At 73.0% G+C, this 20,245-nt stretch carries 17 protein-coding genes; 4 read left to right on the top strand and 13 right to left on the bottom strand.

What is annotated here, in order from left to right:
* Positions 1-38 precede the first annotated feature (38 nt).
* On the bottom strand, positions 39-503 hold the full coding sequence (locus OG295_RS31120; protein WP_371679936.1) for a flavodoxin family protein: 465 nt from the start codon (positions 501-503) through the stop codon (positions 39-41).
* A gap of 236 nt (positions 504-739) precedes the next feature.
* On the opposite strand from OG295_RS31120, the gene OG295_RS31115 reads away from it, so the two are divergent.
* Positions 740-2,857, top strand: coding sequence for a SpoIIE family protein phosphatase (locus OG295_RS31115; protein ID WP_371679935.1), 2,118 nt, complete (start codon positions 740-742; stop codon positions 2,855-2,857).
* A 54-nt stretch (positions 2,858-2,911) separates the two neighbouring features.
* Here the strand turns inward: OG295_RS31115 and OG295_RS31110 are convergent, their stop codons facing one another.
* The gene (locus OG295_RS31110; protein ID WP_371679934.1) at positions 2,912-4,075 is read right to left on the bottom strand and encodes an agmatine/peptidylarginine deiminase; all 1,164 of its coding nucleotides are present in this window, start codon (positions 4,073-4,075) and stop codon (positions 2,912-2,914) included.
* A 159-nt stretch (positions 4,076-4,234) separates the two neighbouring features.
* Between OG295_RS31110 and OG295_RS31105 the strand changes: the two genes are divergently transcribed.
* On the top strand, positions 4,235-4,882 hold the full coding sequence (locus tag OG295_RS31105) for a TetR/AcrR family transcriptional regulator (protein WP_371679933.1): 648 nt from the start codon (positions 4,235-4,237) through the stop codon (positions 4,880-4,882).
* 61 nt (positions 4,883-4,943) lie between these two features.
* Here OG295_RS31105 and OG295_RS31100 read toward each other — a convergent pair whose 3' ends face one another.
* The 11 genes from OG295_RS31100 to OG295_RS31050 form a co-directional block, all read right to left on the bottom strand.
* Positions 4,944-5,741, bottom strand: coding sequence for an ABC transporter ATP-binding protein (locus OG295_RS31100; protein ID WP_371679932.1), 798 nt, complete (start codon positions 5,739-5,741; stop codon positions 4,944-4,946).
* Positions 5,734-6,720 (bottom strand): ABC transporter ATP-binding protein, encoded by a 987-nt coding sequence (locus OG295_RS31095; protein WP_371679930.1) that lies wholly within the window; start codon positions 6,718-6,720, stop codon positions 5,734-5,736. The genes OG295_RS31100 and OG295_RS31095 overlap by 8 nt, the downstream gene beginning before the upstream one ends.
* On the bottom strand, positions 6,717-7,571 hold the full coding sequence (locus tag OG295_RS31090) for an ABC transporter permease (protein ID WP_371679928.1): 855 nt from the start codon (positions 7,569-7,571) through the stop codon (positions 6,717-6,719). The genes OG295_RS31095 and OG295_RS31090 overlap by 4 nt, the downstream gene beginning before the upstream one ends.
* On the bottom strand, positions 7,568-8,527 hold the full coding sequence (locus OG295_RS31085; protein WP_371679927.1) for an ABC transporter permease: 960 nt from the start codon (positions 8,525-8,527) through the stop codon (positions 7,568-7,570). Before OG295_RS31085 ends, OG295_RS31090 begins: the two co-directional genes overlap by 4 nt.
* On the bottom strand, positions 8,524-10,194 hold the full coding sequence (locus tag OG295_RS31080; protein ID WP_371679926.1) for an ABC transporter substrate-binding protein: 1,671 nt from the start codon (positions 10,192-10,194) through the stop codon (positions 8,524-8,526). The genes OG295_RS31085 and OG295_RS31080 overlap by 4 nt, the downstream gene beginning before the upstream one ends.
* 85 nt (positions 10,195-10,279) lie before the next feature.
* Entirely contained in the window at positions 10,280-11,308 is a 1,029-nt protein-coding gene (locus OG295_RS31075; protein WP_371679925.1) for an agmatine/peptidylarginine deiminase, read from the bottom strand.
* Positions 11,309-11,423: 115 nt separating this feature from the next.
* The gene (locus OG295_RS31070) at positions 11,424-13,172 is read right to left on the bottom strand and encodes an urease subunit alpha (protein ID WP_371679924.1); all 1,749 of its coding nucleotides are present in this window, start codon (positions 13,170-13,172) and stop codon (positions 11,424-11,426) included.
* The gene (gene ureA, locus OG295_RS31065; protein WP_371679923.1) at positions 13,169-13,873 is read right to left on the bottom strand and encodes an urease subunit gamma; all 705 of its coding nucleotides are present in this window, start codon (positions 13,871-13,873) and stop codon (positions 13,169-13,171) included. The genes OG295_RS31070 and ureA overlap by 4 nt, the downstream gene beginning before the upstream one ends.
* A gap of 291 nt (positions 13,874-14,164) precedes the next feature.
* Positions 14,165-14,746, bottom strand: a complete 582-nt coding sequence (locus OG295_RS31060; protein WP_371679922.1) for a TetR/AcrR family transcriptional regulator — start codon at positions 14,744-14,746, stop codon at positions 14,165-14,167.
* A 128-nt stretch (positions 14,747-14,874) separates the two neighbouring features.
* Positions 14,875-16,038: an agmatine deiminase family protein gene (locus OG295_RS31055; protein WP_371679921.1), complete on the bottom strand. Its 1,164-nt coding sequence runs from the start codon at positions 16,036-16,038 to the stop codon at positions 14,875-14,877.
* A 119-nt stretch (positions 16,039-16,157) separates the two neighbouring features.
* Positions 16,158-17,813, bottom strand: coding sequence for a serine/threonine-protein kinase (locus OG295_RS31050; RefSeq protein ID WP_371679920.1), 1,656 nt, complete (start codon positions 17,811-17,813; stop codon positions 16,158-16,160).
* A 110-nt stretch (positions 17,814-17,923) separates the two neighbouring features.
* Here OG295_RS31050 and OG295_RS31045 point away from each other — a divergent pair, with 110 nt between their 5' ends.
* Positions 17,924-18,526, top strand: coding sequence for a TetR/AcrR family transcriptional regulator (locus OG295_RS31045; protein WP_371679919.1), 603 nt, complete (start codon positions 17,924-17,926; stop codon positions 18,524-18,526).
* 176 nt (positions 18,527-18,702) lie between these two features.
* On the top strand, positions 18,703-19,866 hold the full coding sequence (locus tag OG295_RS31040; protein WP_371679918.1) for an agmatine deiminase family protein: 1,164 nt from the start codon (positions 18,703-18,705) through the stop codon (positions 19,864-19,866).
* The last annotated feature ends 379 nt before the right edge of the window (positions 19,867-20,245 follow it).

Genomic DNA, 20,245 nt, shown 5'->3' with positions numbered 1-20,245 from the left:
CGCGTCGGGACGTACGTCGGTGATCCGGTTCGAGGACCTCACCCCCGGGTCCCGCCCCGCAGCCGTTCGGCGAACGCGCGCGCGGCGGCCAGGTCCTCGGCGTCCGGCCGCTGTTTGTTGATGCCGCCGACGAGCTTGAAGGGCGTCCACGTGTCGAACGCCCGGCAGGAGAAGCTCCCGTCCACCTCGAAGCCCTTGCCTTCGAGGAGCCGGACCAGGGGGCGGGTGAAGGGCGCGAACGGCATCTCGGGGAGCCCGCTGGTGGCGAACACGAACGCCCGGCCCCGCCCGGCGGGAAGCGCCTTGACGAAGTCGGTCAGACGGGGGTGGAGACTGCCGAGGAAGACGCCCGAGCCGAATCCCACGAGGTCGGCCCCGGCCAGCTCCGCCGGGCCGGCCTCCTCGGGGGAGACGACCTTCGCGCCCAGTACCGGGGCCATGGTGTCGGCGACACGACGCGTATTGCCGTGTGACACGGAGGCGCACACGATGACTGTCTTCATTCTGACTGTCCCTTCTCCGGCTTCTGCAGTGGGGACAAGGCAGTGGGGCCGGACGTGACACCCCTGCGATGTGACGGCGGCCACACCATCACGGGGTCGGAGCCCGCCGGCCGGGCAGCCGCCCGCCGGTAAAGGATGTCGTCCGGGGTAGGCGGGAGGAGGATGGGGCCGACGGGCGAGTGGGGAGCGGATCGTCGGGTCCGAGACCTGCCGCAGCGGGCGAAGGAGGTCCGGTCATGGTCACGCCCGAGGCGTTGCGGGCCGGGCCCGGCCCCGTGGGAGTGGTTCCCTCCGAGGCCGGAGGCCTGCTGGACGTACTGAGCGTGGCCGCGGTGGTCCTGGACGCCCAGGGGCGGATCACCCTGTGGAGCCCCCAGGCACAGGACCTCTTCGGCTGGTCCGCCGAGGACGCGCTGGGCAGCCACGCGGCCGAGCTGCTGGTCGCCGACGAGTACGTCGACCTGGTGCTGGAGCTGTTCGCCAAGGTCATGTCGGGTGGCGGCGCCTGGGCGGGCGTCTTCCCCGTGCGGCACAAGGACGGTTCCTCGCGGCTGGTGGAGTTCCGCAACATGCGGCTGCAGGACGAACACGGCGGCGTGTACGCGCTGGGTATCGCCTGCGACGAGACCGTCCTGCGGGGCGTGGAGCGCGACCTGGCGCTGTCCGTGCCGCTGGTGGCGCAGTCCCCGCTCGGGCTGGCGGTGCTGGACACGGGCCTGCGGTACGTCCTGGTCAACCCGACGCTGGAGCGGATCAACGGCCTGCCCTCCGAGGAGCTCCTGGGCCGTACGCCGCACGAGGCCCTGCCGTTCCTGGACACCGACACGATCGAAGCCTCCATGCGTCAGGTCCTGGACACCGGCGCACCGCTGCTGGACCAGTACGGCACCGGGCGCACACCCGCGGACCCGGACCATGAGCATGCCTGGTCGGGCTCGTACTACCGGCTGGAGGACCCGGGCGGGCGTGTGATCGGCGTCGCCCTGGTGGTCGTGGACGTCACCGACAGCTACCGGGCGGCCAGGGAGGCCACCGAGGCCCGCAGGCGCCTCGGCCTCATCGCCCGGGCGTCGGTGACCGTCGGCACCACCCTGGACCTGGAGCGCACGGCCCGCGAGCTCGCCGACCTCGTCGTGGCCGACCTGGCCGACCTCGCCTCGGTCGACGTCCTCGACTCCGTCCTGGAGGGCGGCGTGGCGACGGCGCCCGGCCCCCGGACGGGGCAGGCGCTCTTCATGGCCCTCGCGGTGGCGACGTCCTACGGGACGGACGCCGTCCGGGCCACGGACCCGGTGGGCGAGCGCACCACGTACCCGGCCGAGCGCCTGGTCACCCGCTGCGTGAGCACCGGACGTCCCGTCCTGGTGTCGCACGTCACCGGTGCGGACCTGGCACACATCGCGCGCGACGGGGCCGCCGCGGAGCTCCTCGGCCGGGAGGGCGCGCACTCCTACCTGGCCGTACCGCTGACCGCCCGCGGCCAGGTCCTCGGCGCCCTGGGCCTCCTGCGCACCCGCAATCCGCTCCCCTTCGACCAGGACGACGTCACCCTGGCCGGCGAGCTGGCCACCCGCGCCGCCATCGCCATCGACAACGCCCGCTGGTACCAGCACGCCACCGACACCGCCCTGACCCTGCAGCGGCACCTCCTGCCCCACCCCCCGCCGCGGGCGGCCGGTCTCCAGATCGCCTACCGCTACCAGCCCGCGGTGGCGGCGAGCGGGATAGGCGGCGACTGGTTCGACGCGATCCGTCAGCCCCGGGACAAGACCGCGCTCGTGGTCGGCGACGTGATGGGACACGGTGTCCACGCCGCCGCCACCATGGGCCAACTGCGCACGGCCACCCGCACCCTTGCGGACCTCTGTCTCGACCCGGCACGGGTCCTGCGCCACCTCGACCACATCACCGCCGAACTGGACGGGACCATGGCGACCTGCGTCTACGCCACCTGGGACCCGCACCGCTCGCGCTGCCGCGTCGCCCTCGCAGGCCACCCGCCCCCGGTCGTCGTCAGGTCGGGGCAGGCCCCCGCGCTGGCCGACCTTCCGGCCGGAGTGCCGCTCGGCACGGGCGGCCTCGGCGACGCCGGGTTCACGTCCACCGTCCTCGACCTGCTGCCCGGCGACCGGCTGGTCCTCTACACCGACGGTCTCGTCGAAACCCGTGACGACGCCCTGGACGACCGCCTCGACCTGCTCCTGCGCCTCCTCGCCGATCCGGACCTCCCCCCGGAGGCGACCTGCGACCGGCTCCTGGCCGCCCTGCGTCACCGTGACGCGGCCGACGACGCCGCCCTCGTCATCGCGCGGGTACTCCCCCATCCGCCCGCCCCCGGGGCGCACCCGCGCTGAACGGCGCCCGGGGGCGGGCGGGCCGGCCCCGCACTCCGTCGGGCGGTGGGTCCGCTACGGCACCGGCTGCTGCTGGGTGACGCAGTGGATGCCGCCGCCGCCGGTGCCGAGACGGTCGATGTCGAGCCGTTCGACGACGCGGCCCGGGAACAGGCGCGTCAGCGTGGCCCGCGCCGCCGCGTCGGCCCGGGTGTCGCCGAACTGGCCGCTGATGACGGCGCCGTTGCACACGTAGTAGTTGGCGTAGGAGGCGAGGAAGTCCCGGTTGGTGGAGCGGATCAGGTCGTAGTCGGGGCCCTGGAGCTTCTCGGCGGTCATGCGGGCGCCACCCGCGGTCGTCGCGCCGGACAGGACCTGGAACTGCCGGCGCGCGTCCTCGGCGTAGACGTCGTTGTCCGAGGCCAACGGCATCTGGACGAGGGCCTTCCCGGGCGCGAGGAAGCGCGAGGTGGCGTCGACGTGGTCGTCCGTGATGTCCTGGCCGGTCACGCCGTCGAACCAGATCACCTTGGAGGCGCCGTAGGCGGCGCACAGAGCGGCTTCGATCTGCGCCTGTGACGTGTCGGGGTTGCGGTTGCGGTTCACCAGGCTGCTGCGGGTCGCCATCAGGGTGCCGGCGCCGTCCTGTTCGACCGCGCCGCCCTCCCCCACCAGGCCGGCGGCGGTGAACGGGACGCCGGCGTAGGAGGCGATCCGCCCGGCGACCAGGGCGTCCTTGGAGTGGGTCTGCTTGTTGCCCCAGCCGTTGAAGTTCAGGCCGACCGCGTCCAGTCCGCCGGCGCCGTCGGTACGGAAGACCGGGCCGCTGTCGCGCATCCAGCAGTCGTCCACGGGGATGGTGGTGACGACGGTGACCGTCGGGCCGCACAGCCGGCGGGCCCTGGCGGCGCTGCCGGAGTTGGCGCACAGGTAGACCGGCTCGTACTTGGCGATGGTGCGGGCGATGAGCGCGATGTCCGACTGGACCCCGCTGAGGCTGCCGCCCCAGATGGAGGTGCTGTCCGGCCAGGCCATCCAGGTACGGGTGTGGCGGACGTCCTCGATCGGCACGCTGAACGCCCCCGCCGCCGCGCGGGCGGGTCGGGGGGCCGCCGAGGCGCGCCCCTCGGCCGCGGTCAGCGCGGTGGCCCCGGCGGCCGCGGCGGTGAGACCGGCGGCGGCGAGGAACCTGCGCCGGTCCATGCCGCGGGCGGGCGGACGGAATGCGTGATCGCTCATGGAGGTCTCCTTGGGGGGATGCCAACTCCCCCGCCTGGCAGCGGGGTTGACTCGAAAAGTAAAACTGGCCAAGCGCTCGGTCAATAGTTTGGACGAGGTCGTTCCGGAGGATCGGGAAAAGCCCCAGGTCGCGGCCTGGAGCCTCGTTAGAGTGACGCCATGGCACCTTCCGCACAGGGCTCTCCGGCCCCGACCACGCCCCCCGCCCGCGCGGGACGACCCCGGGCCTCCGCGAAGGGCGAGCAGACCAGGGCACGGCTGATCGCCGCCGCACGGACCCTCCTCGCCGGAGGCATGAGCGAACGCTTCACCACCCGCAACGTGGCGGCGCTGTGCGGCGTCTCGCACGGGATGTGCCACTACCACTTCCAGGACCGGACCGATCTCGTCCTGGCGGTCATCGCGGACATCCGCCCGGAGTGGATCCACCCCCTGGAGGCGGCCGTCTCCGGGGAAGGGTCGTTCGCGCAGCGCTCCGAACGGGTGCTGGAGCTGCTGTCCCGGCCCGAGGGCGCGGAACTCTCCCACCTCCATTCGGCGTTGCACTGGCACGCCCTCAACGACGCGCGGGTCCGGGAGTCCCTCGAAGCCGAGTACTCCCGCTGGCGGGGCTGTTTCGTCACGCTGTTCGGGGTGTTGGCCGACGAGCGGGGCGGGGGCGTCGACCCCCGCCCGCTGGGCGAGGCGGTGGCGGCGGCCGTGGACGGCCTGGCCGCCGCGGAGTCACTGGGCTCCGCGGTGGATCCCGGCCCGGTGCTGCGCGCGCTGATCCGTACGATCGCCGCCGGCGTGCGTCCCGGCGGCTGACCCGGCCGGGAGCGGGGCCCGGCCGGGACGGGACCCGCTCCTCCCGGGTGACCGGCGCCCCCTACAGCGCCCGCCGGGCCGCGGCGATGGCCTGCGGATCCCACCCCGGCCGGGGTACGGACTCCAGGAGCAGCCGGGTGTACGGGTGGCCCGGCGCCGAGAGCACCTCCTCGGTGCTCCCCTGTTCGACCACGGCGCCGTGCCGCATCACGAGGATCTCGTCGGTGACGCACCGGACGACCCCGAGGTCGTGGGTGATGAAGAGGAAGCCGATCCCGGTCTGTTCGCGGATGTCGGCCAGCAGGTTGAGGATCTGCGCCTGGACGGAGACGTCGAGCGCGGCGACCGCCTCGTCCAGGATGAGCACCGCAGGTTCGACGGCGAGGGCCCGGGCGATGGCGACGCGCTGGCGCTGGCCGCCGGAGAGGTTGCGCGGGAGCGCGTCGGCGGCCCGGGAGCCCAGGCCCACCTGGTCGAGCAGTTCCCGTACCCGCGGGGTGTGATCGCGGCCGGGGAAGTGCAGGCCCAGGGTTTCGCGCAGGACCGCCTCGACGCCGGTGCGCGGATCCAGGGAGAGGTACGGGTCCTGGAAGACCATCTGGATCTCACGGGCGCGGGCCAGCCGCGCCGCCCGGCCGCGCGGCTGCCCGCCCCGTGGCCGCCCCCGGACCAGGATCTCGCCCTCGTCAGCGCGCTCCAGGCCGACGACGATCCGGGCGGTGGTCGTCTTGCCGGAGCCGGACTCGCCGACGATGCCCAGCGATCCCCCCTGGGGGAGGGTGAAGGACACGTCGTCCACGGCGTGGACGGCTCCGAAGGAACGGCGCAGTCCCGTGACCTCCAGTACGTTCTCAGGCATCGACGACGCTCCCTTCGAGCTGGTCGCTGTGGTGGCAGGCGGCGCTGTGGTCCGGCCGGCCGGGGGCCGGGGACGGCAGCGGAGCCCGCTCGTCGCAGACCTCCGTGGCGAGGGGGCAGCGGGCGGCGAACGCGCAGCCCTTCAACGGCTCGCGCAGGTCGGGCGGTTGGCCGTCGATGGCGGCGAGCCGGCCCCGGGGCCCTTCCATCCTGGGGGTGGAGGCGAGGAGGGCTGCCGTGTAGGGGTGTCTGGGGCGGGCGAAGAGGACGTCGGCCGGCCCGCTCTCGGCGATCCGTCCCGCGTACATGACGTAGACGCGGTCGCCGATGGCGGCGGCGAGGTCCAGGTCGTGGGTGACGAACAGCAGTCCGGTGCCGAAGCGTTCGCGGAGCGTGGCCAGGACGGCTATGACCTCGGCCTGGCTGGTGACGTCCAGCGCCGTCGTGGGTTCGTCGGCCATCAGGAGCACGGGGTCGCCCATCAGGGCCGCCGCGATGACGACGCGCTGGAGCATGCCGCCGGAGACCTGACCGGGGTACTTGCGCAGGACGGACCCGTCCAGCCCGACGGCGCCCAGGAGTTCGACCGCCCGGGCCGTGGCCTGCGCAGCGCTCATGGCCCCGGCGAGGGTGACGCCCTCGGTCAGGAAGTCACCGATGCGGCGCAGCGGGTTGACGGCGGCGCGCGGGTCCTGGAAGACCATGGCCACCGTGCCGGCGCGCGCCTGTCGCAGTCGGGCGGCGTCCATGGTGAGGACGTCCTCTCCCGCCACCCGCACCTCGCCCTCCACGACCGCGCCCGGCGGCAGCAGGCGCAGCGCGCTGCGGGAGGTGATGCTCTTGCCCGAGCCGGATTCGCCCACGAGGGCCACGGTCTCCCCGGCGCCGACGGTGAGGTCGACCCCGTCGAGGACGGGGCGGGCGGTGCCGGGCAGGGTGACCTTCAGGCCCCGGACGTCGAGCGTGGGCGTCGGCCTCATCGGCCCCTCCTGGAGACACGGTCGGCCCACCGCTCGCCCACCACGTTGAAGGCGACGACGGTCAGCACGATGAAGGCACAGGGCAGCACCGCGGAAAGCGGGTAGCCGGCTTGGATGGCGGTCTGCCCGTCGAAGACCATGCGGCCCCAGTCGGGGGTGAGGGCGGGGACGCCGAGTCCGAGGAACGACAGGCCCGCGAGGTCCATCAGGGCGTAGCCGAAGTTGATGGTGGACTGGGCGAGGACGACGGGGGCGATGTTGGGCAGGATGTGGCGCAGGCAGATCTGCGGGGCGGAGTGGCCCTGGACCCGGTACGCGCTGACGTACGGGCGGGCGCGCTCGGCCAGGACCAGCGAACGGGTCAGCCGGCTCACGTAGGGCGTGTAGGCCACGGCGAGTGCGATGACCGGGGCGAGCAGGCCCTCGCCGTATACCGAGATGATCAGGATGGCCAGCAGCATGCCGGGGAAGGCGAAGACCAGTTCCGTGCCGCGGGACAGGACGGAGTCGAGCCAGCCTCCCCGCCAGGCGGCGGTCATGCCGATGGCGATGCCGGCGACGGTGGAGAAGACGACGACGCCCAGCGGACCGAGGAGGGAGGTGCGGGCGCCGAGCAACAGCCGGGAGAGGGTGTCACGGCCGGCGGCGTCCATGCCGAGCGGGTGCGCGGCGGAGGGTCCGGCGAGGGCGTTGCCCAGGTCGACGGCGTTGGGGTCGTGGGGCACCACCCAGGGCGCGAGTACGGCGGCGACGGCGACCAGGGCGGCGAGGCCGAGGCAGACGAGGTGGAGCGGGGAACCGGTGGCACGGATCCGGGACAGGCCCGGTCGGCGCGTCAGGACGGCGGTCATGCGGCGGCCTCCCGGGCTCCGAGGGCGACCCGGGGGTCGACCAGGGGCAGCAGCAGGTCCACGATCAGGTTCACGACCATGAAGAGGGCGACGACGATCAGGGAGATCGCCTGGACGGTCGGGAAGTCCTTGGTGGTGGTGGACAGTTCGAGGAGCTGGCCGATCCCGCCGATGCTGAAGGCGGTCTCGACCAGGATGGTGCACACCAGCAGGGTCGAGACGATCAGTCCGCCGGTGGTCAGGACCGTGCCGAGGGAGTTGCGGAACACGTGCCTGCGGATGACCTGGCGTTCGGGGACCCCCCGGCTGCGGGCCACGGTGACGTGGTCGCTGTCGAGGGCTTCGAGCATCGCCGAGCGGGTGACCCGGGCGAGCATGCCGATGAGGTAGAGGGCCAGGGCGATCGCGGGGAGCGTGAGGTGGCGGAGCATGTCGCCGAGGCCGTCGCCGCCGCCGCTGCTGGGGAACCAGCCGAGGCGGACGGAGAACAGGCCCTGGAGCAGCACCGCCGCGACGAAGGACGGGGTGCCGACGGCGAACGTGGTGGTGACGAGGATGGCGGAGTCGGTCGTCCCGCCCCGGACGGCGGCGGTCCGGCCCAGCAGCAGGCCGGCCGCGACGACCACGACGAGGGCCATGGCGATCAGGAACAGCGTCACGGGGAGCCGGTCGGCCAGGAGGCGCGAGACGTCGGTGCGGTAGGTGATCGAGCGCCCGAAGTCGCCCTGCAGCATGTCGCCGAGCCAGCGGAAGTAGCGTACGAGGAAGGGGTCGTCCAGGTGGTACTGGGCGTTGATGGAGGCGAGGGCCTCCGGTGAGGCCGACCGGCCGGCGAGCAGGAAGCTCGCCGGGCTGCCCGGCGCCAGGTACATGGCCCCGAAGACCACGAACGAGGCGACGAGGAGGGTGGCGGCCATCTCCGCCACCCGGCGTACGGCGAAGCGGACGAAGTTCACTGTGCGGCCCCCACGCCGGCGGCCCACGGCTGGTACATGTACGAGATCGTCGTGGGCGCTCCGGTGATGCGCTTGCCCTGGAACATCGCGGTCGGCCATTCGGCGACCGGGATCCACAGCAGCTGCTCGGCCGCGTGCTTCTGCAGCTCGGCCTCGACGGCCGTCCGCTCCTCGACGGGGTAGGTGCCGGCGGCCTGCTCGACGAGCCGGTCGTACTCGGGGTCGCTGTAGCCGGCGAAGTTCATGTAGGCGCCGGTCTTGAAGTTCGACAGCAGGTCGAGGGGGTCGGTGATCGAGTCGTAGTAGGTGAGCGGGAACATGTCGATGCCCTCGCGCGCCCCGGGGTCGGTGAACAGTGCGCTGAAGGCGTTGGGCGCGATGGTCCTGAGGCGGACGTCGAGGCCGATCCGGCTGCCCGCCGCCTGGACCGCGGTGGCGAGGAGGGAGACGTCCTGGCCTATGGAGCTGGTGGCCATGGTCAGTGTCCTGCCGGTGGCTCCGGCCTCCTTGACCAGGGCCTTGGCCCGCTCGATGTCCTGGCCGGTCGGCGGCAGTCCGTCGAAGGCGGTCTTCCGCGTGGACTCGGGGGCCGCGGCCCAGGCGGCCCGGGTGGTGAGGGAGCCGGTGACCGTGCCGGCGCCGGCGAGTCCGGCCTTGACGAATCCGGTGCGGTCCAGTGCCAGGGACAGCGCCCGGCGTACGCGGACGTCCCCGAGGGGGCCGTTCATGTTGGTGATGTTGACGTTGACGGTGCTGAGGCCCTCGCCGAACCAGAGGGTGCCGGCGCCGCTGGCGCGCAGCCGGGCGTAGCTCTCGGTGGGGATCAGGTAGCCGCCGTCGACCTCGCCGCTGAGCATCGCGTTGGTGCGGGCGGAGGGGTCGGTGAGGATGCGGAAGACGGCCTTCTTCGCCTTGGCCTTCGTGCCCCAGTAGCCGTCGAAGCGGTCGAGTTCGATCGACTGGCCCTTGTTCCAGGTGCCGAGCTGGAAGGGGCCGGTGCAGGCGAGTCCGCCGGTGGTGCCGTAGTCCTTGCCCGCCGCCTCGACGCCGGCCTTGGAGGCGACCACTCCGGCGGCCGAGGCCATGTACTGGGGGAACTGGGAGTCGGGCTTCTTGAGGGTGACGGTGACCTGGAGCGGGCCGGTCTTGGTGATCGCGGAGACGTTCTGGAAGACCTGGGCCCAGGCGGCCGCGTTGTCGGGGTCGATCTGACGGCCGAGGCTGAACACCACGTCGTCGGCGGTCATCTCCTTGCCGTCGTGGAAGCGCACGCCGGGGCGCAGGTCGTACACCCAGGTGGTGGGGTCGGGGTTGGACGCCTTCTCGGCGAGACCCGGTTCGGTGGTGAGGGCCGGGGTCCAGCGCATCAGGCTCTCGCACACGTTGGACAGGATGGTGTTCTGCGGGTAGTCGAAGGCCACCGTGTAGTCGAGCGTGGGCGGCTCCGCGTACACGGCCCAGCTGAACGAGTCGATCTCGCCCCGGGCCGGCGGGGTGGACGCGGAGAGGTGGGCGTCCGTGACGGCGCCCCCGCCCTTGGGCGGCCCCGCACAGGCCGCGAGCAGGGCGAGGGAGGCCAGGACGGCGGTCGCGGCGGGGAGGGCCGCCGGGCGGCGTGAGGGCAGACGGTACGGGCGTCTGCTCGCGCGGGGTGGGGAGGTCGTCATCGTCACGCTCTCTGGTCCGTGAGGGGGGCGGGGGGAGGAGCGGGCGGACCGCCGGGGCGGTCCGCCGGGAGCGTTCGGCGCCTGGTCAGGAAGCGGTGTCCGGGCGTCGGGGGGCGGGGATCTGCTGGGTGATGCAGTGCACCCCGCCGCCGCCGAACGCGATGGCGAGCGCCCGTACCCCGACGACCTTGCGGCCGGGGTACGCGGAGGCGATGACCGCGAGGGCGTCCTCGTCCTGGTGCAGCCCGGCCACGGGGACGACCACTCCGCCGTTGGCGACGTAGTAGTTCAGGTAGGAGACCTCGATCTCGCCGTCGGCGAGGTCGGCGAACGCCGTCTGGGGCACGTCGACGATCTCCAGTCGGCGGCCGTGGGCGTCGGTGGAGGCTTCCAGCACCGCGCGGTTGGCACGCATCCGGGCGTAGTCGGGGTGGGTGGGGTCGGACGGCAGGGAGACGACGACCGTGCCGGGCGCGGCGAAGGCGCAGACGCCGTCCACGTGGCCGTCCGTCTCGGTGTCGAGCAGGCCGCCGTACGGCAGCCAGATGACCTTGGTGACCCCGAGCCTGGCCTTCAGTTCGGCCTCGATCCCGTCGCGGGTCATACCGGGGTTGCGGTTGGGGTGCAGCAGGCACTGCTCGGTGGTGATCAGCGTGCCCTCTCCGTCCACGGTGATCGCTCCGCCTTCGAGGATCATGTCGGAGGTGTGGCGGTCGGCCCCGACGTGCTCCAGCAGCAGGGCGCTGATCCGGTCGTCGGCGTCGAACGGGTGGTGCTTGCCGCCCCAGGCGTTGAAGCGGAAGTCCACGCCGGCGCGGTTGCCGTCGCCGTCGAGTACGAAGAGCGGGGCGGAGTCGCGGAACCAGGAATCGTCGATCGGCAGCTCGATGACGGTGACGGCGGCGTCGTCCCCGCAGTGGGCGCGGGCGTCCTCGCCGTGGCCGGGCGGGGCGACCATCGTGACGGGCTCGAAGGCGGCGATGGCGCGGGCGACGTTGGCGTACTCCTCCTTCACGTCGTCCAGCACGCTTCCCCACAGGTCCTCGCGGACGGGCCAGGCCATCAGGCAGCCCTCGTGCTCGGACCACTCGGCCGGCATGCGGTATCCAGACATCAGGTGTCTCATTTCTTTCGTTGACGGAGTCTTCCACTCGACTGAAAATTCAGTCAAGCGCGAGGAGGGGCGAAGGTGCCGACCGAGGGCGGCGAGGCGGAGGCTCCGCGGGCCCTCAGAGGAAGTAGAGGCGGTTGAGGGAGACCCGCTCGGCCGGTTCCGAGCGCAGGGGCTCCCCGTCGAGGGTGACGAGACCGGTGCGGGGGTCCACGTGCACGTCCCCGAGGCGGGCGTTGCCGACCATGTCCCGCGGGCCGATGCCGCGGGTGCCGCGGACGGCGACCCGGCGGCGCCGGGTGGCCAGGGCGTCGTGCGGGGCGCCGGAGGAGCCGGACTCGGCCGCCGCCCGGCTGACGAAGGCCACCGAGAGGTCCGCCGGCGCGGCGCCGTGGGCTCCGAACAGCGGGCCGAGGACGAGCGGTTCGCAGGTGTCGGTGGCGGCGTTGGGGTCGCCGGTGACTCCGTAGGCGGGGAAGCCGGACTTGAGGACCAGCTGGGGCTTGGCGCCGAAGAAGGCCGGCCGCCACAGGACGATGTCGGCGAGCTTGCCGACCTCGATGGAGCCGATCTCGTGGGCCAGGCCGTGGGCGATGGCCGGGTTGATCGTGAGCTTGGCCATGTAGCGCAGCACGCGGGCGTTGTCGTCGCCCTCGCCGTCGCCGTCCAGCGGGCCGAGCTCGCCCTTCATCTTCGCGGCCATGGCGAAGGTGCGGCGGATCGTCTCGCCGGCCCGGCCCATGCCCTGGGCGTCGGAGGAGGTGATGCCGATCGCGCCCAGGTCGTGCAGGACGTCCTCGGCGCCCATGGTCCCGGCGCGGATCCGGTCGCGCGCCATGGCGGCGTCGCCGGGGAGGTCCGGCTTGAGGTCGTGGACGGAGACGATCATGCCGTAGTGCTCGGCGACGGCGTCCCGTCCGAAGGGCAGGGTCGGGTTGGTGGAGGAGCCGATGACGTTCGCCACGCCCGCCATCTTGAGGACATTGGGGACGTGCCCGCCGCCGCAGCCCTCGATGTGGAAGGCGTGGATGGTTCGCCCGTCCAGGACCCGCAGGGTGTCCTCCACGGAGAGGCACTCGTTGAGGCCGTCGCTGTGCAGCGCGACCTGTACGTCGTGCTCCTCGGCCACCCGCAGGGCGGTGTCCAGCGCGCGGGTGTGCGCACCCATGTCCTCGTGGACCTTGAACCCGCAGGCTCCGCCCTCGGCCAGGGCCTCGACCAGCGGGGCCGCGTCCGAGGAGGACCCGCGGGCCAGGAAACCGATGTTGACGGGCCAGGCGTCGAAGGCGTTGAAGGCGTGCTTGAGGGCCCACGGGGAGTTGACGCCGACGCCCCAGACCGGGCCGAACTCCTGGCCGATGACCGTGGTGACGCCCGCGGCGAGGGATGCCTCCATGATGCGCGGGGAGAGCAGGTGGACGTGGGTGTCGACGGCTCCGGCGGTGGCGATCAGGCCCTCGCCGGAGACGATGCTCGTACCGGTGCCGACGACCACGTCGACCCCGTCGAGGGTGTCGGGGTTGCCGGCCCGGCCGATCGCGTGGATGCGGCCCTCACGGATGCCGATGGACACCTTGCGGATGCCGAGGACGGCGTCGATCACCAGGACGTTGCTGATCACGACGTCACAGGTCTCACGGACGGCCGCGGCCTTCAGGTGCAGGCCGTCACGAGCCGTCTTGCCGAAACCGGCCAGGAACTCATCACCCGGCCGCTGGGAGTCGGACTCCACCCGGACGACGAGCCCGGAATCCCCCAGGCGGACCCGGTCCCCCGCCCGCGGGCCGTGCACCGTGGCGTACTCGTGCGGGTCGATGTGCCGGCTGCCGGGTGCGCAGTGGTCGCTGTGTCGTGTCGGTCGGCTCATGCCGGCACTCCTTCCTCCGGGTCCGCCCCGAGGTAGCCGCAGGCGGCGGCCCGGCGCAGGGCCTCCGCCTTCGCGCCGGGGGCGTCCAGCGGGCCGTCGACCAGGCCCGCGAAACCGATCGCGATCCGGTCCCCGCCGATCGGGACGAGGCCCACCTCGACGGTGGAGCCGGGCTCGAAGCGCACCGAGGACCCGGCCGGGACGCCCAGCCGCATCCCGTAGGCCGCGGCGCGGTCGAAGTCGAGGCGCGGGTTCGCCTCGAAGAAGTGGAAGTGCGAGGTGACGCTCACCGGCACGGTCGCGGTGTTCCGGACGGCGAGGGTCACGGCCGGCGCGGGGACCTCCACGGCGTCCGCGGCCGGCAGTACGGCGCCCGGCGCACCGCCGTCGCCCACGTGCGCGCCGAAGGGGTCGGCGATCACCGCGAGCCGGGTGCCGTCCTCGAACACCGCCTCGACCATCACCTCGGTGACGAGGTCGGCCACTCCAGGGAGGACGTCGTCGGGGCCGAGGACGGCCCGGCCGCGCGCGAGGGCCTCGGCGAGACGGACACCGTCACGCGCCGCCTCGCAGACCGTGTCCGCGATGATCGCGGTCGCCTCCGGAACGTTGAGCCGCAGACCGCGCGCGAAGCGGGCCCGGGCCAGTTCGGCGGCGCTGAACAGCAGGAGCCTGTCCCGCTCGGTGGGCGTCAGGGGCATGACGCCCACCCGGAGTCCGCCCGGGAAGCCCGGCAGGTCGAAACCTTCATGAACATTCCTTCTCTCGGAAGGCAGATGCGGGGGCCACCGGGACGGCCGGGCCGCGGGTGCACCGTCAAGAGGTGCGCGTCCGCGGGGAGTCGGGGCCTCGGGTGGCGAGATGAGGGGCGAGCGCCGCGGCGGCCTCGTGGGCCGACGGCTCGATACCTCCACTCTTCCATTGACTGAAAATTCAGTCAATGGAGAGAGCGGCGTGAACTCCCGGCCTTCCGCAGGGCGGAGGCGCGTTCGTCAGTTCTGCCGGAGTCCGTCGAGTTCGGCGTCGATGGAGGAGCGCAGGAGCTCCTGCGCGTGTGCGATCCGCACACCACCGCTGAGCCAGCGCATGCTGAGCCCTTCGAGCAGGGCGGTGAGCCGTTCGGCCGCGGCGGCGAGCGCGGAGGCGGGCGCCATCGGCTGGATCTGGCCCAGCAGTGCGGCGACCTCCTGGACCCAGACGAGGGTGGCGCGGGCGAGGTCCTCGCGCAGCACCTCGTCGAAGACGGCACTGGCCCGCAATTCGCCCCAGACAGAGCTGTTCTCCCGGACCTCCACGGTGTCCTGGAGCTCCAGCAGCAGGGTTTCCTCCAGCTCTTCCCGGGGGGAGAGCTTCGGGGCGTCCGGATCACGGTCGGTGGTGTAGCGCTCCGCACGGTCGTTGACGAATTCGAGGGTCTGGCGCAGGACCCCCGTGCGGTCCTTGAAGTGGTAGTAGATCAGGGCGGTGGAGACACCGGCCTCGGCGGCGAGTTCCTCCACGCGCAGCCCGCGGACCCCGCGCCGGGCGATCACCCGGGCGGCCGCTTCGAGGATCTGAGTGCTGCGAGACGCCATGGCCGGAACTTTACCGGGGCGTTCGGGGGTGCTCGTGGGCGCCCCGTTGCCCGGCGTACGGGCCTCGGGGGCGAACGGCGCCCGCCCGGCGGCCGGGACCTCCCCGCACCCCCGGGGCCCGGCGGCCATCAGACGGCCGGGGGGACGGCCGGGTGCGACTGCGTGGCGCAGTGGATGCCGCCACCGCCGGAGGCGATGTTGTCGATGGCGATCTGGACCACCTGCCGGTCGGGGTAGGCGGCCTGCAGGGTGACGTACGCGAGACCGTCCGCGGCGACGTCACCGAACTGCGGAGCGATGACCGCGCCGTTCGCGGTGTAGTAGTTCGTGTAGCTGGACAGGAACTCGTCCCCCTTGCCCCGGATGCGGCCGCGGTCGGGGCCCTGGAGTTCCGTGATGGCGAGGCGGCGGCCGCGGGCGTCGGTCGCGCCTTCCAGGACCCGCCGGGTCTCCTCGTAGACGGCGATCCACTTCCGGTCCGCACCCGCTCCCGGCTTGTCCAGGATGACCCGCCCCGGGCCCGTGAAACGGGCCAGGCAGTCGATGTGACAGTCCGTGATGTCCTGCCCGGCCAGTCCCGGAACCCAGATGACCCTGTCGACGCCGAGCGCCGGCTTCAGGGCCTGTTCGACCTGCTCCTGGCTCATGCCCGGGTTGCGGTTGGCGTTCACGAGCGAGCTGACGGTGGCCAGCAGGGTCCCCTCGCCGTCGGTCTCCAGCGAGCCGCCCTCACCGACGAACCCCGCCCTGATCGCGGGCACCCCGTACTCGTTGAGGAGGACTCCGGCCGCTGCCGCGTCGTTGGCGAAGGGCTGGGCGTACGTGGTGCCGGTCTTGCCCCAGCCGTTGAAGTTGGTGTCCACCCCGGCGATCACGCCCGGGCCCACGACGAAGGTGGGGCCGAAGTCGCGGATCCACAGGTCGTCGACGGGGATCTCGATGACGTCGATGGCGTACCGGTCGCCGCGCCCGCAGCGGTAGCGGGCGTCCGCGGCCTGAGCGGGGCGGGCCAGCATCACGACCGGTTCGAAGCGCGAGATCGCGTACGCCACCTCCGCGATGTCGCTGCGCACCGCGTCGAGCCTGTCGCCCCAGACCGAGGAGAGCGCGGGCCAGGCCATGTAGGTGCGGGCATGGCGGTCGGTCTCCTCCGGCATCCGCAGCGGCGGGGCGCCGGCGGGGGCGGGGGCCGCGTGCGCGACGGAGGGCAGGCCCGACGCGAGGGCGGCCAGCGGCAGGGCCGCCGCTCCGAGCCGGAGCACCTGTCGGCGGGTGGTTCGGGACATGTCCATGGGGGGCTCTCCCAGAGGGGAAGGAGTGGGATGTTGCGACATCCTGACCTTGACTGAAAATTCAGTCAAGTCCTTGCACCGCATTGCTCCGGCACGCCGGGCCCGGTTCGGCGCGCATGTCAGTTCCGCAGGAACTGGTCCACGACGATCGAGACGGAGCCGTCCGCGGGCGCCCCGACCAGCCGCACGATCGCGATCCTGCTGCGGTCCGGACTGCGCACGCAGAAGGGGCGCCGGTCCGCGAGGGCGTCGAAGGGCAGGGCGGCGACCGGCTTCGCCTCGATGCCGCGGACGCAGTCGGCGGCCGTCAGCTCCCCCGTGCCGGACACGAACGCGTCCGACTCCTCCGACGGCACGAAACCCCGGCCGTCGCGCGCGAGGTACCAGTCCACCGTCGCCGCCGGCGCGACCTTGCCCGAGGTCAGGTCGAACTCGTAGCCCGGGTCCGGGGCGGTGAGCTCCGCCTTCGCGTAGCCGGGGCGGTAGGCGGGGGCCGCGGCGGCCCCTGAGCCGCCGGCCCCGTCCGCCTCCTCGTCGGCGGGACCGTCGAGGAGGTACGCGGCACCGGCGCACACCAGGAGGGTGGTGGCCACCGCCGGCAGCACCGTCCGTACGCGCGGCCGTCCGCGCCCCCGCGTACGCCTGCCGGATTCGGGCGTCGGCGCCGGTCGCGGCGCCGGAGCCGCGGGCGGCGCGGACGACGGGGCGCCGGGCGCGGGCGCGGCCAGGGCCGTCGGGGCGTGGCTCACCGCCCCGTACGGGGCCGGGCCCCCCGGCGCGGGGCGGTCCGGGCCGGGAAGGGCTCGGCCCCGGTCGCCCGCCCGGCCGTACCCCGGGTGCGGGCGGCCGTCGCCCGACCGCTCTCCGACGTCGTCCAGGACCGGCCGGGGCAGCCAGCCGTCGGTGAACTCCGGCCGCGGCCCCACCGCGGGGTGGGCGTGGACGGCGGCGATCAGTCCGGCGGTCCCCGGCCGGTCCTCGGGGCGTTTGGCCAGGCACCACGCGACCAGGTCGTGCAGGTCAGGCGGGATGCGCGTGAGGTCGGGATGCTCGTGGACCACCCGGTACAGGGCCCCGGACTCCGGCCCTTCGCCGAAGGGCGGGCTGCCGCCGGCCACGTACGCGGCCAGCGCTCCGAGGGCGAAGACGTCGGTGGCCCCCGTCACCCGCAGCCCCAGGGCCTGCTCGGGCGCCATGAAGGCGGCGGTGCCGATCCGCAGGCCCGCACCGGTGAGGGCGACGGCGTCGGCCGCGCGCGCGATGCCGAAGTCGATCACCCGGGGGCCGTCCCCCGCGATCAGCACGTTGGCGGGCTTGAGGTCCCGGTGGACGACACCCGCCCCGTGGATGGCCTGGAGCGCCTCGGCGATGCCCGCGACGAGCAGGAGGACCGTGCGTACCGGCAGCGGTCCGTGCCGGTGCACCACCTCGTGCAGGGACGGGCCCGGGACGTAGGTCGTGGCGAGCCACGGCGTGTGGTCGTCGACGCCGGAGTCGACCACCTGGGCCGTGAAGAGCCCGTGGATCCGGCGGGCGCTGGCGACCTCCTGGGCGAACCGTTCGCGGAACTCGGGATCCGCCGCGAACTCCCTGCGGACGGCTTTCAGGGCGATGGGGCGGCCGCCGGGCGTGTAGGCCAGGTAGACCACGCCCATGCCGCCGGAACCGAGACGGGCGTGCAGGCGGTAGCCGCCGATGGAGCGGGGGTCGTCGGCGGACAGTGGCGCGGGCAGGGGGCCCGGGGCGGGTGGGGCGTCGGGGAGGCGTTCAAGCATGGGTGGGCTCTTTCGATGCGGGGGATGACCTGCGCGCATCGTGCCTGCTGACTAAACTTTCAGTCAATGTACGACCATACGAGACGAACACGGCAGGGCGGGATCGGACTGTGACCGACAACAAGAGGGCCATCCTCACCGGCGCCGCGCGGGTCATCGCACGTCAGGGCGTCCGGGGGCTACGCGTGGCCGATCTGGCGGCCGAGGCCGGGGTGTCCACCGGCCTGGTCTACTACCACTTCAAGGACCGGCCCGGCATCCTGCGGCACGCCCTCGCGTTCATCGGGGACCGCGCGGACCGCTACACCGTCACCGCGGAGGATTCCGCGGCGGCCCACCCGCCCGACCGGCGGACGCTCCTGGAGCAGACCCTGCTGCTGGAGTTCCAGGACGTGCCCGAGGTCCGCGAGAACAGCACGGCCTGGGGAGAGCTGCGGGCCCACTCCGTCTTCGATCCGGAGCTGCGGGACGACCTCGCGGCAGCGGGCGCGGCCTGGGTGGCGGAGGTCGCCGGCCACCTCGCCGCCCTGCGTCCGCACGCGCCGACCGGCGCGGCCACGGCCTCCGCGGAACGACTGACCGCCCTCCTGGAGGGGCTCAGCGCCCGCTGGCTCAGCGGTCTGCTCCCGCTGGAGCACGCCCGCGGACTGCTGCGCGAGGCGATCCGAGTGGAAATCGGCCGCCTGGGTTCCCTCGGGACGCAAATTGACTGAATTTCCAGTCAGTGCCACAGTGGCGGTACGAGGCCGCGTCATTCCCCGCGTCGACCGGCCGTTCGCGCAGCGGATCGCGCACGCTTGTCCTTGAGGCCCGTTCTGTCGGTCCATGCGACGACTGCGCCCGCCCCGGCCGATGCGGCGCATCGGCCGGCACATGATCGGAGTTCCCCGTGCCCTTCCAGCCCCCCACCCGCCGGACCGTCCTTCGCACTCTGGCCGGCATCGGTGCCGCGATCGCGGGCGCCTCGGCCTGTGGTCCCGCGGCGGGCGGAGCCCAGGCCGGCGCCCCCGGTGACTCCTCCCCCTCCCCCACCGCGGGCGGCAAGCGCCGTCTCGGCGCCGAATGGGAGAGCCACACCCGCACCTTCATGTCCTGGCCCGCGCTGTCCTCGGTCTGGCACGAGGACCTGCCCTACGTACGCGAGGACATCGCTCGGATCGCCCGCGCCGTCGGGCAGTACGAGGCGGTCGTCATGATGGCCCGGCCCGAGCAGGTGGGCGCGGCGCAGCGCGCTTGCGGCAAGGACGTCGAGGTGATTCCGCTGGCCGTCGACGACCTGTGGGCCCGCGACATCGTCCCCGTCTTCGTGGAGCAGGGCGGCAAGGTCACCGGTGTCGATTTCAACTTCAACGGCTGGGGCAACAAGCAGGAGCACGGGAACGACGGGGCGGTCGGCCGCAACCTGCTCGCCAAGTACGGGATCCCCCGCGTCCAGGCGCCCCTGGTCGCCGAAGGCGGCTCCTTCGAACCGGACGGCGAGGGCACCCTGCTGATCACCGAAAGTTCGATCGTCAACGACAACCGCAACAAGGGGAAGTCACGGGACGTCATCGAGGCCGAGCTCAAGCAGACCCTGGGCCTGGAAAAGGTGATCTGGCTGGCCGGCGTACGCGGCGAGGACATCACCGACGCCCACGTGGACAGCCTCGTGCGGTTCACCGCCCCGGGTGTGGTCCTGCTGGACCGCGCGCACCCCTCCACCCCGCCGGACTCCTGGTCCCGCTCCGCCGACCAGGCGAAGTCCGTCCTGTCCCGGGCGACGGACGCCCGCGGCCGGCGCTTCGAGGTCATCGACCTCCCGCAGCCCGACCTGGACCGGATCACGGGCCGGGGCGACGACTTCGTCTCCACGTACGCCAATTTCTACATCGCCAACGACGCGGTGTTCATGCCCAGGTTCGGCGACCGTCAGGCCGACGACAGGGCCCGCGGCATCCTGCGGGAGCACTTCCCCAAGCGGGACGTCGTGCCGATCCCGATCGACACCATCGCCTCGGGCGGCGGCGGCATCCACTGCTCCACCCACGACCAGCCCGGCAGGCCCGCGGCCTGACCACCCGGCCTCCGACCGCCCGTTCCCGACCGCCGTCCGGAGCGGGCCCGTCCCCCGGGTTGCGTTTGCCGGTCGCTACGGACGGCAGGAGACTGGTGATGTCAGCGTGACTGCGCCGCCGGAATCCGGGTTGGTCGGCGCCGACGCCCCTCCCGCCGCTTCCGCGCCGGCGGATATCCGCGGTCCGAACCGCGACCGGCCATGTTGAACGTCGAAGTACCGTCCACATGTTGACGGGTTGATGGTTGAACGTCGACATGGACGCCCCTCGATCCCTTCCGTGGCCCCGAATCCGGCGGAGGCTCCCGGCGCCCCCGGTCCATGACGACCGGTGACCCGTGATCAGCCGGGCACGCAGTCGCATTGATGAAGGCTCAAC

Source organism: Streptomyces sp. NBC_01276 (assembly GCF_041435355.1).
Taxonomy (GTDB): domain Bacteria; phylum Actinomycetota; class Actinomycetes; order Streptomycetales; family Streptomycetaceae; genus Streptomyces.
This window is presented reverse-complemented; position numbering and strand designations above follow the sequence as displayed.